This is a genomic window from Streptomyces sp. V1I1 (assembly GCF_030817355.1).
Classification (GTDB): Bacteria; Actinomycetota; Actinomycetes; order Streptomycetales; family Streptomycetaceae; genus Streptomyces.
Genome location: NZ_JAUSZH010000001.1, coordinates 1,099,045 through 1,113,675 on the forward strand (window position 1 = coordinate 1,099,045; position 14,631 = coordinate 1,113,675).

14 protein-coding genes are annotated in these 14,631 nt (G+C 69.9%); 4 read left to right on the forward strand and 10 right to left on the reverse strand.

Translation table 11 applies throughout. The features are described from left to right. Nucleotides 1-28: 28 nt before the first annotated feature. The 9 genes from hpnD to QFZ67_RS05505 form a co-directional block, all read right to left on the reverse strand. On the reverse strand, nt 29-967 hold the full coding sequence (gene hpnD, locus QFZ67_RS05465) for a presqualene diphosphate synthase HpnD (protein WP_307659950.1): 939 nt from the start codon (nt 965-967) through the stop codon (nt 29-31). Nucleotides 968-975: 8 nt separating this feature from the next. Continuing rightward, nucleotides 976-1,893, reverse strand: coding sequence for a squalene synthase HpnC (gene hpnC, locus QFZ67_RS05470; protein ID WP_307659951.1), 918 nt, complete (start codon nt 1,891-1,893; stop codon nt 976-978). 420 nt (nt 1,894-2,313) lie between these two features. After that, complete coding sequence (locus tag QFZ67_RS05475; protein ID WP_307659952.1) at nt 2,314-3,120, reverse strand: ABC transporter ATP-binding protein; 807 nt, start codon at nt 3,118-3,120, stop codon at nt 2,314-2,316. After that, nucleotides 3,113-4,042: an ABC transporter permease gene (locus QFZ67_RS05480; RefSeq protein ID WP_307659953.1), complete on the reverse strand. Its 930-nt coding sequence runs from the start codon at nt 4,040-4,042 to the stop codon at nt 3,113-3,115. The genes QFZ67_RS05475 and QFZ67_RS05480 overlap by 8 nt, the downstream gene beginning before the upstream one ends. A gap of 96 nt (nt 4,043-4,138) precedes the next feature. Continuing rightward, nucleotides 4,139-4,984 carry a glycosyltransferase family 2 protein gene (locus QFZ67_RS05485; protein WP_373430208.1) on the reverse strand — a complete coding sequence of 282 codons (846 nt, stop codon included), beginning with the start codon at nt 4,982-4,984 and terminating at the stop codon, nt 4,139-4,141. A 35-nt stretch (nt 4,985-5,019) separates the two neighbouring features. Then, nucleotides 5,020-5,799, reverse strand: coding sequence for a CDP-alcohol phosphatidyltransferase family protein (locus tag QFZ67_RS05490; protein ID WP_307659955.1), 780 nt, complete (start codon nt 5,797-5,799; stop codon nt 5,020-5,022). Beyond that, nucleotides 5,777-6,838 carry an iron-containing alcohol dehydrogenase family protein gene (locus tag QFZ67_RS05495; protein WP_307659956.1) on the reverse strand — a complete coding sequence of 354 codons (1,062 nt, stop codon included), beginning with the start codon at nt 6,836-6,838 and terminating at the stop codon, nt 5,777-5,779. The genes QFZ67_RS05490 and QFZ67_RS05495 overlap by 23 nt, the downstream gene beginning before the upstream one ends. Beyond that, nucleotides 6,826-7,563 (reverse strand): phosphocholine cytidylyltransferase family protein, encoded by a 738-nt coding sequence (locus tag QFZ67_RS05500; protein ID WP_307659957.1) that lies wholly within the window; start codon nt 7,561-7,563, stop codon nt 6,826-6,828. Before QFZ67_RS05500 ends, QFZ67_RS05495 begins: the two co-directional genes overlap by 13 nt. Further along, a complete protein-coding gene (locus tag QFZ67_RS05505; RefSeq protein ID WP_307665733.1) occupies nt 7,560-9,512 on the reverse strand; it encodes a DUF5941 domain-containing protein in 1,953 nt (650 codons plus the stop codon). The genes QFZ67_RS05500 and QFZ67_RS05505 overlap by 4 nt, the downstream gene beginning before the upstream one ends. Before the next feature lie 225 nt (nt 9,513-9,737). Between QFZ67_RS05505 and galE the strand changes: the two genes are divergently transcribed. The 4 genes from galE (at nt 9,738) to idi (ending at nt 13,980) form a co-directional block, all read left to right on the forward strand. Next, nucleotides 9,738-10,721, forward strand: coding sequence for a UDP-glucose 4-epimerase GalE (gene galE, locus QFZ67_RS05510; protein ID WP_307659958.1), 984 nt, complete (start codon nt 9,738-9,740; stop codon nt 10,719-10,721). A gap of 142 nt (nt 10,722-10,863) precedes the next feature. Continuing rightward, nucleotides 10,864-11,805, forward strand: coding sequence for a cation diffusion facilitator family transporter (locus QFZ67_RS05515; protein WP_307659959.1), 942 nt, complete (start codon nt 10,864-10,866; stop codon nt 11,803-11,805). Nucleotides 11,806-11,996: 191 nt separating this feature from the next. Then, the gene (locus QFZ67_RS05520) at nt 11,997-13,244 is read left to right on the forward strand and encodes a bifunctional class I SAM-dependent methyltransferase/N-acetyltransferase (protein ID WP_307659960.1); all 1,248 of its coding nucleotides are present in this window, start codon (nt 11,997-11,999) and stop codon (nt 13,242-13,244) included. Between the two features lie 142 nt (nt 13,245-13,386). Beyond that, nucleotides 13,387-13,980: an isopentenyl-diphosphate Delta-isomerase gene (gene idi, locus QFZ67_RS05525; RefSeq protein WP_307659961.1), complete on the forward strand. Its 594-nt coding sequence runs from the start codon at nt 13,387-13,389 to the stop codon at nt 13,978-13,980. 37 nt (nt 13,981-14,017) lie between these two features. Here the strand turns inward: idi and QFZ67_RS05530 are convergent, their stop codons facing one another. Then, a complete protein-coding gene (locus tag QFZ67_RS05530) occupies nt 14,018-14,488 on the reverse strand; it encodes an ATP-binding protein (RefSeq protein ID WP_307659962.1) in 471 nt (156 codons plus the stop codon). Nucleotides 14,489-14,631: the final 143 nt, after the last annotated feature.

Consider the following 14,631-nt stretch of genomic DNA (forward strand, 5'->3'; position numbering starts at 1 on the left):
GCGCACCGCTTGTCCGCGTTCGCCCGCATCAGACACGCCCCCTGAGCTTCTTCCGGGTGACATGCCGGGCGTCGAGTCCGGAAAGCCCGCGCACTGCGACGTACGCCTTCTCGCGCCCGGGCAGGGACACGCGGCCGCGCAGCACCGCCTCGGGGTCGCGTTCGATGCGGTCGAGGAGGCGGCGGTAGATGCCGGCCATCGCGGCGACGCAGGCGCCGCTGCGCCGGTCGAGCATCGGCAGCAGCCGGTAGCCCTCGGCGAACAGGGCACGGGCGCGCCGTACTTCGAAGTGCACAAGGCCCGCGAAGTCGGAGCCGGGCGGCGGGGTGGCGCTGCGGAAGCCCGCGGAACAGCCGAACTTGGCGAGGTCGTCGGCGGGCAGATAGGTGCGGCCGTTGCCCGCGTCCTCGCGAACGTCCCTGAGGATGTTGGTGAGTTGGAGGGCGAGTCCAAGCGTGTCGGCGTACTCGGGGGCGCGTTCGGCGCCACGCGCGCCGGGCTGGGTGCCGAACACGCCGAGCGAGAGCCGCCCGATCGCGCCGGCGACACACCGGCAGTACGTCTTGAGGTCGTCCCAGGTCTCGTAGCTCTCGCCGCGTACGTCCATCAGCACGCCGTCGATGAGCTCGTCGAGCCCGCCGAGCGGAAGCGGGAACCGGCGCGCCGCGTCCGCGAGGGCGACCGCGACCGGGTCGATGTCGTCCTCGTCGACCGCGCCCTGGCGGATCCGCTTCAAAAGTTCCCGTGTCCCTTCGAGCCGGTCTCGCTTGGCCTCCAGGGCGAGCGTGCCGTCGCCGATGTCGTCGACCCGCCGCGAGAACGAGTACAGCGCCGACATGGCCTGCCGCTTGTCGGTCGGCAGGAGCCTGATCCCGTAGGCGAAATTGCGCGCCTGCTGCCCGGTGACGGCCTCGCAGTAGCTGTACGCAGCCTGCACCGGCGCGGGTACCTCCGTCGGTCCCTGCATCGTCCGGCTCACCTCTCTCTACGCGCTCTTCGCAAGACAGCTCCCACCTCACGCAGCAGATGCGCCTTGGTGGGCTTGGGCGGTCCGGGCAGGACGTCGTTTCCGGCAGCCGCGATCGCGGTGAGCACCGCGCGCCCCCCGGCGACGAACCCGGCCAGCAGCAGCCGCAGTCTGCCGTGGACGCTACCCACCAGCGGTGTGCCTTCATTCAGCAGTTGCAGGGCGCGTTCCGCTTCGTACGCGACCAGTGAGCGCACCGACGCGCCCCCGGTCCTCGCGGCCAGGTCGGCCTCGGTGACATGGAAGCGGTGCATGTCCTCGGCGGGCAGATAGATCCGGTCGCGCCTCAGGTCCTCGGCCACGTCCTGGAGGTGCTCGACGATCTGGAGGGCGGTGCAGACGGCGTCGGAGCGGCGGACGCGCTCGGGGCTGGCGGTCCCGGTGATCTGCAGCACCAGGCGGCCGACGGGGTTGGCGGACAGTTCGCAGTACGCGAGGAGTTCGTCGTACGTCTTGTAGCGCCGCACCAACTGGTCCTGGCGGTTGGCCTCGATCAGGCCGAGGAAGGGCTCGGGGGTGAGCGAGCAGCGGCGCACACTCGGTCGGAGGGAGTGCAACAGGGGGTGACGCGGGTCGGCGTCGGCGGCGAAGACGCGGCGCAGATCGGCCTCGAAGGCGTCGAGCATCGCGAGCCGGTCGTCGGCCTGCGCGGGGTCGACGCCGAGGTGGCGGGCGTCGGCGCCGCCGGGCGCGAGGTCACCGTCGCCGATGTCGTCGACGAGGCGGGCGTAGCCGTACACCGCCATCAGGTCGTCGCGCCATGCGCGCGGCAGGAAGAAGGGGGCCACCGGGAAGTTCTCGTCGGATGCCTTGTCGAGGGTGGCGCGCGCGGAGGCCTCGCGGCGCGCCTGCCGGGTGCCCGTCATACGGGACAGCCCGGTGCGGGGACGGCGAAAGCCTCGCGGACCTGGAGATTTTCCGTCATTGCCGTCACATCTCCCGTTCTACACTGCCGACCCAATACATCCTATTTCGGACACGCCGCCGGTCCTCCCGACTGAGGGGGCGCCGCCTGGCGGACGGGATGCCTAGGGTGTATCGCCCCACTTGCCGCGATTCAGCACCGGTACAGCTTACGTTGTACAACGCCCAGTGATACGCCGGGGTGTTGCGCGCATTACAAGAACACTCCAATCGTCGCCAACCTTCCCCCGGGCCCTGGGAATTGACCTCCACTTGACGATCCGGCCCGATCGCCGCGCCCCGGCGAGGGTGCCGCTGCTCCCAGAGACGCAGCAGGCCCCCGCCCGGATGCCTCGGCGGGGGCCTTTGGAACCGGCGGCGGACTACCTGCCGCTCTCCTTCTCGTACGCCTTGATGACCTCGTCGGTCGGGCCGTCCATCAGCAGCTCGCCCTTCTCCAGCCACAGGACGCGGTCGCAGGTGTCCCTGATCGAGCTGTTGCTGTGGCTGACCAGGAAGACCGTGCCGGCTTCCTTGCGCAGCTCACGGATACGCTCCTCGGAGCGCCGCTGGAACTTCCGGTCACCGGTGGCCAGCGCCTCGTCGATCATCAGGACGTCGTGGTCCTTGGCCGCGGCGATGGAGAAGCGGAGTCTGGCCCCCATGCCGGAGGAGTACGTGCGCATCGGAAGGGTGATGAAGTCGCCCTTCTCGTTGATCCCGGAGAAGTCCACGATCCCCTGGTAGCGCTCGCGGACCTCCTCACGCGTCATGCCCATGGCCAGACCGCCGAGGATGACATTGCGCTCACCGGTCAGATCGCCCATCAGCGCGGCGTTGACGCCGAGGAGGGAAGGCTGGCCGTCGGTGTAGACCTTGCCGCTCTCCGTCGGCAGCAGACCCGCTATGGCGCGCAGCAGGGTCGACTTGCCGGAGCCGTTGGTGCCGATCAGGCCGATCGCCTCGCCGCGGTACGCGGTGAAGGAGACGCCGCGTACGGCGTGCACCTTGCGCACTCCCCGCGACTCGCCCTTGTCCCGCCGCACGATCCGGCTCAGCGCGGCGGTGGCGCTGCCCTTGCCGCCGCTGCCGCCGTGCACGCGGTACACGATGTGCACATCGTCGGCGATCACGGTGGGAACGCGGGTGCCATCGCCGGTTCTCTGGTCGTTCTTTTCGAGATCAGCCACGGCCGTACCGTTCCTCAGCCTTCCAGAAATACACGAACCCGGCGATGCCGAACAGGATCGCCCAGCCGAGCGCGAAGGCCCAGATGTGCGGAGGCAGGTTCTCGGAGCCGTAACCGTCGATCAGCGCGAACCGGACGAGGTCCATGTAGACGGCGGCCGGATTCCACTGCAGGACATCGGCGATCCAGGCCGGCTTGTCCTTGAGCATCATCGGGATGGAGAACATGACGCCGGACGCATACATCCAGGTGCGCATGATGAACGGCATCAGCTGGGCGAGGTCGGGCGTCTTACTGCCAAGACGGGCCATGATCATCGCCATGCCGGTGTTGAACACGAACTGCATTGCCAGCGCGGGAATGATCAGCAGCCAGGAGAGCTTCGGGTAGCTGCCGAAGCCGATCGCGATCAGGAACAGCACCAGCATCGAGAACAGCAGCTGCTGGAGCTGCTGGAGCGCGAAGGAGATGGGCAGGGCGGCGCGCGGGAAGTGCAGCGCGCGGACAAGACCGAGGTTGCCCGAGATCGCCCGGACGCCCGCCATCACCGAGCTCTGGGTGAAGGTGAAGACGAAGACGCCGGTCACCAGGAACGGGACGAAAACCTCGTTGGGGATCCCCTCCCGGGTCCCCAGGATGAGCCCGAAGATCAAGTAGTAGACGAGCGCGTTGAGCAGCGGCGTCGCCACCTGCCACAGCTGGCCGAGCTTCGCCTGGCTGTACTGGGCCGTCAGCTTGGCCTGCGAGAAGGCCAGAATGAAGTGGCGCCGGCCCCACAGCTGCCGGATGTACTCGGCGAGCCCCGGTCGGGCACCGCTCACCGACAGGCCGTACTTGGCGGCCAGCTCCGCCGGGGTCAGACCGTCGTCGGGCGACGGGCGAACGCTGGTCGCGATCGCGCCGTCTTGGGTCGTGTCACTCACAAGTTGAAACTTTCGTGTTCAAGATGCGCGGCAGTAGGGCTCTCAGGTGGCGGCCAGGTCCCGGAGGTACGCCCGATTTTCTCAGAACCGAGCTTGTCAGATGACGGGAGGTCGGCCCAGTCGGGTGAGCCGCCATACCGTACGCCATTTCATCGGACGGCGCGGACCGCAGGGCGTCCGCCAGCCCTCCTTGAAGCCACCGAACCATGCCTTCAGGGCGGGCAGCGAGGGGCGCCGGGCCAGTGTGAGCAGCACCCAGACACCGATGTAGACGGGGACCAGGGGCGCGGGCAGATTGCGGCGGGCGAGCCAGACCCGGTTGCGGGCCACCATCCGGTGGTAGACCGCGTGCCGGGACGGCGGCATCGTCGGGTGGAACAGCACCATGTCCGCGCGGTAGTCGATCGCCCAGCCGGCGTCCAGCGCCCGCCAGGCGAGGTCCGTCTCCTCATGGGCGTAGAAAAACTCGTCGGGCAGTGCCCCGACCTCGGCGAGCACCTTCGTACGCACGGCATTGGCGCCGCCGAGGAAGGTCGTCACCCGCGAGGAGCGCAGCGGGTCGGAGGCGCGCAGCCGCGGGACGTGGCGGCGCTGGGTGAGCCCGGTCTCCGGGTCGGCGATCCGGAAGCTGATGATGCCCAGCCCGGGATCGGCCGCGAAGGCCTGGCGCACCAGCTCAGCGGTGTCGCTGTTCGGCAGCAGACCGTCGTCGTCGAGGAAGAGCAGCGCGTCGACCCCGGAGCCGGACGGGCCGAAGGCCTCGATGCCGACGTTGCGGCCGCCGGGGATGCCCAGGTTGTCGGGCAGGTTCACGGTGCGTACGCCCTCGGGGACGTCGACCACCGGGGCGCCGTTGCCGACGACGACCACCTCGATCGGGTCGCCGTCCTGCTTGGCGACCGAGTCGAGGAGGGCGCGCAGGTCGTCCGGCCGGTTGCCCATCGTGATGATGACCGCGCCGAGCTTCAGCGGCGCCGTCACTTGAGCCTGCTGGACGCGAGGATCGACACGAGGTGCAGCAGCGTCTGGACGACCGCGATACCGGCGAGGATCGCGATGCCGAGACGGGTGAAGAACAGATCGCCCTGGATCATGTCGAGGATGGCCACAACCAGGATGAAGAGGCTGGCCTCGATGCCGCCGACGAGCCGGTGGAACTTCAGCGCGGCCGCGGCACGCCGGGCCAGCGCCAGACCGGAGGAACGGGGCACGGAAGCCTCGTCCTTCACGGCGGGCAGACCGCTGCGCTGACGGGCCACGTCGACCAGGTCGGTCTCGGCCTTGATCAGGATCGCGCCGAGGGCGGCGACCGTGCCGAGGAAGGCCCACAGCCACTCGGCCCGTCCGTCGCCGAACACGTCCGCGCCGCGCACGCCGAAGCCGACCAGCAGGGCCGCCTCACAGAGGTAGTGGCCGATCCGGTCGAGGTAGACGCCGGTGATCGAGGTCTGCTTGCGCCAGCGGGCGACCTCGCCGTCCACGCAGTCGAGCAGCAGATAGATCTGGAAGAGCACCACGGCGAGTATCGCGCCGGTCAGTCCCGGGATCAGCAGGGCAGCGCCGCCGAGCACACCCACCACGACCATGAGGTAGGTGAGCTGGTTCGGCGTGATCTTGGTGTTCACCAGGTACGGGTCGATGTGCAGCGAGATCTCTCGCATGTACAGGCGCCCGGCCCAGTGCTCGCCGCTTCGCCGGTCCTTCACTCCCTCCGGGTGAACGACCGGACGGAGTTCAGCTACTGATGGTCTTGGCATAGTCGGCGTACGCGTCCCTGATCTGGTCGGTGGAGAGGTCGAGGTGCTCAAGGATGGTGAAGCGGCCCGGACGGGTCTGCGGCGCGTATTCGACGGCTCTGACGAATTCGTCCACGCTGAAGCCGATCTCCTCCGGCAGCACCGGCAGGCCGTGCCTGCGCAGCACTTCGGCGAAGAGTCCGGACTGGTCGCGTGCACCGCGCAGGTGCATGGCGAAGGCGGCGCCGATGCCGACCTGCTCGCCGTGGCTGGCGGCGCGTTTGGGGTGGAGCAGGTCGAAGGCGTGGCTGATCTCGTGGCAGGCGCCGGACGAGGGGCGGGTGTCTCCGCTGATCGACATCGCGATGCCGGAGAGCACGAGCGCCTCGGCGAGGACCGTGAGGAACTCGTCGTCGCCGACTCCTCCCGGGTGGCGCAGTACGGCCTCGCCGGCGGTGCGGCCCATGGCGGCGGCGAGGCCGTCGACGGGTTCGCCGTTGACGCGGTGGGACAGCTCCCAGTCCGCGATCGCCGAGATGTTGGAGATCGCCTCGCCGATGCCGGAGCGTACGAAGCGGACCGGTGCCTCACGGATGACGTCGAGGTCGATGACCATGGCGATGGGTGTGGGGACGCCGTAGGAGCCGCGGCCGTTGTCGTTGTCCAGCGTGGCGACCGGGGAGCAGATGCCGTCGTGCGAGAGGTTCGTCGCGACGGCCACCATCGGCAGGCCGACACGGGCCGCCGCGTACTTCGTGACATCGATGATCTTGCCGCCGCCGAGGCCGACCACGGCGTCGTACCGCTTGCCCTTGATGTCGTCGGCGAGCTTGACGGCGGAGTCGATGGTGCCGCCGGCGACTTCGAACCAGGTGGCGCCGGGAAGCACCGGCGAGAGCTTCTCGCGCAGCGCCTGGCCCGAGCCGCCGCTGATCGCGATCGCGAGCTTGCCGGAGGAGGAGATCCGCTGGTCGGCGAGGAGGCCGGCCAGATCGTCCAGGGCGCCGCGGGCGATGTCGACGACGACCGGGGACGGGATCAGTCGGGTCAGTACAGGCACGCGATCTCACGGCCCTTCGCGAGGTCGTCGTGGTTGTCGATCTCGACCCACTTGACGTCGCCGATGGGGGCCACGTCCACGGTGAAGCCGCGGTTCACGAGCTCCTGGTAGCCGTCCTCGTAGTAGAGGTCGGGGTCGCGCTCGAAGGTGGTCTTCAGCGCGTCGGCGAGCTCGTCGGCGGCCTCGGGCTCGATGAGGGTGACGCCGATGTACTCACCGGTGGCGGTGGCCGGGTCCATCAGCTTGGTGATGCGCTGCACACCCTTGTCGCCGTCGGTGATGACCTTCATCTCCTCGTCGGCGAGATGCTTCACCGTGTCGAGGGCGAGGATGATCTTCTGGCCGTTGCCGCGGGCGGCAAGCAGGGTCTGCTCGACGGAGACGGGGTGCACGGTGTCGCCGTTGGCGAGGATGACGCCCTGCTTTATGACGTCACGGGCGCACCACAGGGAGTAGGCGTTGTTCCACTCCTCGGCCTTGTCGTTGTCGACGAGGGTGAGCTTCAGGCCGTACTTCGCCTCCAGGGCTGCCTTGCGCTCGTAGACGGCCTCCTTGCGGTAGCCGACGACGACGGCGGCCTCGGTGAGCCCGATCTGGGCGAAGTTCCCCAGGGTGAGGTCGAGGACGGTGGTGTCGCCGTCGACGGGCACGAGGGCCTTCGGGAGCGTGTCGGTGTAGGGGCGAAGACGCCGTCCGGCACCGGCTGCCAGTACGAGGCCGATCATGCGGGTTCTCCTTCGTCATGTACGGCGGGTGCTCCGGAGGACACCCAGAAGCGGATGCTCTCCACAAGCACCACGAGTGCGACGACCACAGCGAGGGCCGTCAGCGCGATGGTGAAGTCTGCGTCGGCGACCACCGCGGCCAGCAGCGCGACTGCCAGGACCCGCCCCTCGTGCCCGCCGGTCGCCCGCACCAGCCAGTGCGGCGGCGCGCCCGTTCCGCCGCGGATGCGGTACACCGTGTCGTAGTGATGGTAGGCGACCGCCGCCACCAGTCCGAAGGCCGCGGGCAACGCTCCGTTCACCTCTGCCCGGGCGGCGAGCGCCAGGACGGTGCAGTATTCGGCGGCCCGGAACACCGGCGGGACGAGCCAGTCGAGGGAGCCCTTGAGGGGGCGGGCGACGGCTGTGCCCGAGGTGATGACATACGCCACAGCTGCGACGACCGGCCAGAGTGAGCCGTAGTCGGTGAACGTGGCACTTGCCACAAGAGCGGCGCCGCCGGCCAGCGCAATCGCGAGCGGCCCGAACGCGGGAAGCTTCCGGGCGGCCGTCGTGAAGGCGCGCGCGGCGCTCTCGGCGAGCGGGCCCGAGTCGGCCAGGTCGGCGAGCGCCTGGGCGGCCCGGTCGGTCCTGCGCGCCTTGCGGGTCAGCGAGCGCAGGACGCGGCCCGCCGTGGTGTAGCAGGCGGCGAAGGCGCAGCCGATGAGCAGGGCGTAGAAGACGATCCGGGGCGTGGCCACGGCCGTCAGCACGGCGATCATGGCCCAGCGCTCGCCGATCGGCAGCACGATCATGCGTCGCAGCCAGACCGTCCAGCCGACGCTGTCGAGCTTCTCGGAGAGCGCGGCGGTGGGGCTGCCAGTCACGGATTTACCAACGGCCGTCGCGTCGTGGTTCGCCTCGTAGAAGGAGAAGTCCACGACATGGCGGCAGGTCTGCAGCACCATCGCGCCAAGTGCCAGCGCCCATACGTCGTCGCCGCCGCGGGCGGCACCGAGGGCGAGACCGGCGTAGTACGCGTACTCCTTGGCGCGGTCGAACGTCGCGTCCAGCCAGGCGCCCATCGTCGAGTACTGCAGCGAGTAACGGGCCAGCTGCCCGTCGGTGCAGTCCAGGACGAAGGAGAAGAGCAGCAGCACGCCCGCCGCGATGTAGCCGCCGCGGGTGCCGGTGGCCGCGCTGCCGGCCGCGATCAGGGCGGTGAGCAGCGAGGCGGTGGTGACCTGGTTCGGGGTCAGTCCGCGCCGCGCACACCAGCGGGCGAGATAGCGGGAGTACGGACTGATGCAGAAGGTGGTGAAGAAGCCGTCGCGGGCCTTCACGGCGGAGCGCAGCCGTACCGCCTCGTCGTCGACCGCGGCGACGGCCTGCCGGGCCTCGTTACGGGTCTGGGGATCAGCGGGCACAGTCGCCACGAGCGACCCCAGCTCGGGCCGGTGCACGGCGGTGCCCTCGGCGTCGAGCGCGTCGGCGAGCGCGTCGGGCACTACCGGCGTCCCCGCGCCCGTGCTGCCTGCGGCGGGCCGCACCGCGGCCCGGACAGCCGACAGGGAGTCACTGTCGTCGGCCGCGTCGCCTGCCCCTGCGGCGATCGCCGCCTCGGCGGCATCGGACGGTGCGGGTCCGGCCACGCCGGACGGGGTCCCTGTGCCCACCGCGACCGACAGAGCCCGGGTCAGAGCAGCCCGTGCCTGAGGCTGCACTGTCAGTGCGCCCGGGACCGCGGCGGCCGGGAAGCGGGGGTCCGTCAGCGCCAGCCGCAGGGCGTGAACGTGCCCCACGAAGCGGGGGTCGACGACGGCGACGCGGTCGGTGCCCGGCACCGCTGCGACCAGCGCTGCGGTGTCCTGGGCGCCCGAGGCGACCCGGACGTCGAAGCCCAGCGACCGCAGATCGCCCTCGAGCGACGATCCGGGTACCGGCGGACCGGTGACGATGGCGGTCGACAGACGAACTCACTCCTTGGAACTGACAGTGCGGGTGCGCGGCGGCTCGGCCCGTATGCGGGCGGCGGCACGTCGGCAGAGGCTATCGGATGCACGGAGGCGGGAGTTCACTGGCCGTTTACGTCCCGCTCGACATGGCCGGGGCCCAGGAGGGCCCGCCGAGATCATCATCGTCGATCGGTGCCTCGGCCCACAAACCGCGGGTCCGCAGGGCCTAGGCTGACCGGCATGACTTGGCTGATCACAGGTGGAGCGGGGTATATCGGCGCGCATGTGGCGCGGGCCATGACAGCGGCGGGTGAGCGGGTCGTCGTCCTCGACGATGTCTCGTCGGGCATACCCGAGCGACTGCCCCAGGAGATTCCGCTGGTCCGCGGCGCGGTCCTGGACCGGGAGCTGCTCGACCGCACCCTCGCCGAGCACGCCGTCACCGGTGTCGTACATCTCGCGGCGAAGAAGCAGGTCGGGGAGTCCGTCGAGCAGCCGCTGCGCTACTACCGGGAGAATGTGCACGGTCTGACGGTGCTCCTCGAGGCGGTCGTCGCGGCAGGTGTGCGGCGCTTCCTGTTCTCCTCCTCGGCCGCCGTATACGGCGTGCCCGAGATGGACCTGATCCCCGAGTCCGCTCCGTGCGAACCGATCAGTCCGTATGGCGAGACCAAGCTGGCGGGCGAGTGGCTGGTACGGGCGACAGGCCACGCGCACTCCATGGCCACAGCCTGTCTGCGCTACTTCAATGTGGCGGGCTCTGCCCGGCCGGAGCTGGCCGATACCGGAGTGTTCAACATCATCCCGATGTTCTTCGACCGGATCACCCGTGGTGAGGCCCCGCGGATCTTCGGCGCCGACTACCCGACGCCGGACGGCACCTGCATCCGTGACTACATCCATGTCGCGGACCTGGCGGACGCCCATCTCGCGGTGGCCCGCCGGCTGGCCGAGCAGGACGAGGCCGGGGATCTGACGGTCAACATCGGCCGGGGCGTCGGCGTCTCGGTGCGCGAACTGGCCGATCTGGTGGGCGAGGTCACGGGGTACGGCGAGGCGCCGGTGATCGAGCAGCGCCGTCCGGGCGATGCCGCCAAGGCCGTCGCCTCGGTAGATCTGATCGCCAAGGAGCTGGGCTGGACGGCGTCGCGCGGGGTGCGCGAGATGGTCGAGTCGGCCTGGGAGGGCTGGTGCCTGCGGCACCCCGGAGCCCGCATCAAGTGATCTTGTCAGCGCCCTGACCTGCAGGTCGTTTCCGCAGGTCAGGCGTTACGACAACGGTGTTCAGTGCCGTGTTGCCTGATACCCCCCACCCGTAGTTGACTGAGGTCTCGGCAGATCATCCGACGACCTGGAGGCGTCTCGCATGGGGGCTGGGCACGACCACGGGCATTCGCACGGCGGGCCGCCGCCGACCGGCACCGCGGCCTCGGCCTACAAGGGACGGCTGCGCATCGCGCTCGCCATCACGCTGAGCGTGATGGTCCTGGAGATCGTCGGCGGCATCCTCTCCGACTCCCTCGCCCTCATCGCCGACGCCGCCCATATGGCGACGGACGCGGTCGGTCTCGCGATGGCGCTGCTGGCGATCCACTTCGCCAACCGGCCCGCCGGACTGAACCGCACCTTCGGCTTCGCCCGGGCCGAGATCCTGGCCGCGCTCGCCAACTGCCTGCTGCTGCTCGGCGTCGGCGGCTATCTGCTCTTCGAGGCGGTGGAGCGCTTCATCACCCCGGCCGAGACCAAGGGCTGGCTGACGATCGCGTTCGCCGTGGTCGGCCTGCTGGCCAACATGGTCTCGCTCTCGATCCTGGTGCGGGGTCAGAAGGAGAGCCTCAATGTGCGCGGGGCGTATCTGGAGGTGCTCGCGGACACGCTCGGCTCGCTGATGGTGCTGGTCTCGGCCGCCATCATCCTCGCGACCGGCTGGCTGCCGGCCGACCCCATCGCATCACTCGTCATCGGCCTGATGATCGTGCCGCGCACCTGGAAGCTGCTGCGGGAGACCCTCAACGTCCTGCTGGAGGCGGCTCCGAAGGGCGTCGACATGGGCGAGGTACGGGCCCACATAGTGGCGCTCCCCGGCGTGGAGGACGTCCACGATCTGCACGCCTGGACGATCACTTCCGGGATGCCGGTGCTCTCCGCGCATGTGGTGGTGAGCCAGCACATCCTGGACGCGGTCGGGCACGAGAAGATGCTGCACGATCTGCAGGGGTGCATCGGGGGCCACTTCGACGTGGAGCACTGCACCTTCCAGCTGGAGCCGGTCGGCCATGCGGAGCACGAGGCCAGGCTCTGTCACTGAGGGCGGCTGTTAGTCTTACCGGCCAGTCTTGCCAGCACGCTTGAGAGGAGCTGAGGTTGATGACCGTCGCGGCGAACGCTGCCCAGCGCAGCGCCCGGTCCATCCTCGGCTTCCGGGCTGCCGGCTGACCCTTTGCTCGTACGTCTTCTCGTACGTCGGCCGGAGCCCGCACACACTCAAGGGTTCCCACGTTGTCCGACAACGCTCTTCATGACGCCTTCTTCGCCCTGCACCACGGCCTTCCGCGGCAGGGTCCCGGCTCCGACTCCACCTCCCGTCGGCTGCTCGCCCTCGCCGGGCCGCTGCCGGCGCGTCCCCGCGTGCTCGATCTGGGCTGCGGCCCCGGCCGCAGCGCGCTGCTGCTGGCCGACGAGGCCGGTGCACAGGTGACGGCCGTCGATCTGCACGAGCCGTTCCTCGACGAACTGCGCCACACCGCCGAGGCCCGCGGGCTCGGCGACGCGATCCGCACCGTCAAGGCCGATATGGCCGAACTCCCCTGCCCCGACGGCTCGTTCGACCTCGTCTGGGCGGAGAGCTCCGCGTACAACATCGGCTTCGACACCGCTCTGCGGCAGTGGCGGCGGCTGCTCGCCCCGGGCGGCTCGCTCGTCATCACCGAATGCGAGTGGACGGCCGGGGATCCCTCGGCCCAAGCCCGCGCCTTCTGGGACCAGCACTATGCGCTGCGTACGAGCGCCGCGAACATCTCGGCGGCCGTCGCGGCGGGCTACACCGTCCTCGGGGTGCACCGGCAGCCCGAGAGCGACTGGGAGGAGTACTACGGCCCGCTCGGCGAGCGGGCCGACGCGGCGGACGCCTCGGCTCCGGGCATGGCGCAGGCGCTTGCCGCCACCTGGGCGGAGATCGCGATGCGCCGTGACCACGGCACGGAGTACGGCTACACGGGCTATGTCCTGCGGCCCGCCGACCGGCGCTGGCGCACCAGGCCGGAGACGACGGCCGACATTCCGGCCGTGCGTGCCGTCAATGCCGCGGCCTTCCCGACCGCCGAGGAGGCGGGCCTTGTCGACGAGCTGCGCCGGGACGGCGATGCGTGGCTGCCCGGGATGTCGTACGTCGCCGAGGCGGCGGACGGCTCGGTCGCGGCGTACGCACTGCTCACCCGCTGCCATGTCGGGGACGTCCCCGCGGTGGCGCTGGCTCCGGTCGCGGTGGCTCCCGAACACCAGCGGGGCGGCGCGGGGCAGGCGGTCGTCCGGGCGGTGCTCGATGTGGCAAGAATCCGCCAGGAGCGGCTCGTCCTGGTCCTCGGGCATCCCGGGTACTACCCGAGGTTCGGCTTCGAGCCGGCGTCACGGTACGGAATCAGGCCAACCTTCCAGGTGCCCGACGCGGCCATGCTGGCCCTTGTGCTGGACGGTTCCCGAGGCGTGCCGCAGGGCACGATCCGCTATCCGGCGGCCTTCGGTGTCTGATGAGTTCTGGTGAGTGATGTCCCCCCGCCGCGAGCCGACGCGGCGGGGGACATGCCCAGGCTGCCGAAGTGCGGACAAGCCGCTTTTGTACGGCACACTGGGCAGGCCCCCGATGGGCCGAGGACCGATGCGAAGGATGGTTATGCCGATCTCACCAGCCACCGCGGCGAACAGCTCGTCGAACGGCGCTCCCCAAGCGATCCTGCTCGAGCTGGTCGACGAGCACGGCAATACCATCGGCACCGCGGAGAAACTCTCCGCCCATCAGGCGCCCGGGCAGCTGCACCGGGCGTTCTCCGTCTTCCTCTTCGACGAGCACGGGCGGCTGCTGCTGCAGCGCCGTGCACTGGGCAAGTACCACTCCCCCGGCGTCTGGTCGAACACCTGCTGCGGACATCCGTTCCCGGGTGAGGCCCCCTTCGCGGCCGCCGCCCGGCGTACGCACGAGGAGCTCGGGGTCTCGCCCTCACTGCTCGCCGAGGCGGGCACGGTCCGCTACAACCACCCGGACCCGGACTCGGGGCTGGTGGAGCAGGAGTACAACCACCTCTTCGTGGGTCTGGTGCAGGCTCCACTGCGGCCGGACCCGGACGAGGTCGGTGAGACGGCCTTCGTGACGCCGAAGGAACTGACGGACCGGCATGCCGAGGCGCCGTTCTCGGCGTGGTTCATGACGGTGCTGGACGCGGCCCGCCCAGCGATCAAGGAGCTCACGGGCCCCTCCGGCGGCTGGTGAGACGGACGGGCACGGCGCCCAACAGCGGCTGGAGCGGCTAGAGCGGCGTGGTGCCGCCGGTCGGTCTCAGCGGCAGTGCGGCCCAGATGATCTTGCCGCCGCTCGCGGTGTGCTCGACGTCGCAGGATCCGCCGGCTTCCAGGGTGATCTCGCGCACGAGCAGCAGACCACGGCCGCCGGTCTGCCCGTAATCGGTCACCAGCGCCTTGGGCCGGTAGGGGTGGTTGTCCTCCACGGACACCCGGATCCACTCCGCGCCGATGGCGACCTCGACGGCGATCTCGGGCGAGAGCAGGGCCGCGTGCCGTACGGCATTGGTGACCAGCTCGGAGACGATCAGCAGCAGCCCCTGGACGAGATCGTCCTCGGCGGGCACGCCTTGGCGGTTCAGCAGATCCCGTACGGCGTGCCGGGCCTGCGGGACGGACACGTCGAGGGCAGGGGCGGTGAAACGCCAGACGCCCTCGTACGACAGTGGCCGGGCCGGGACGCTCCCGCGGCTCTCCATAGTCCGGCACCCACCCTCGGCTCGACTGCCCCCGACCCTCGAGTAATTAGTGTTGGGAGTCGGTTGGTCCGGACCGGCCCGCTGAACAGAAGTAAGCACCTATCGACGCTTTCTGGCCGTGTGCGTATGACAGCATCAGTGGT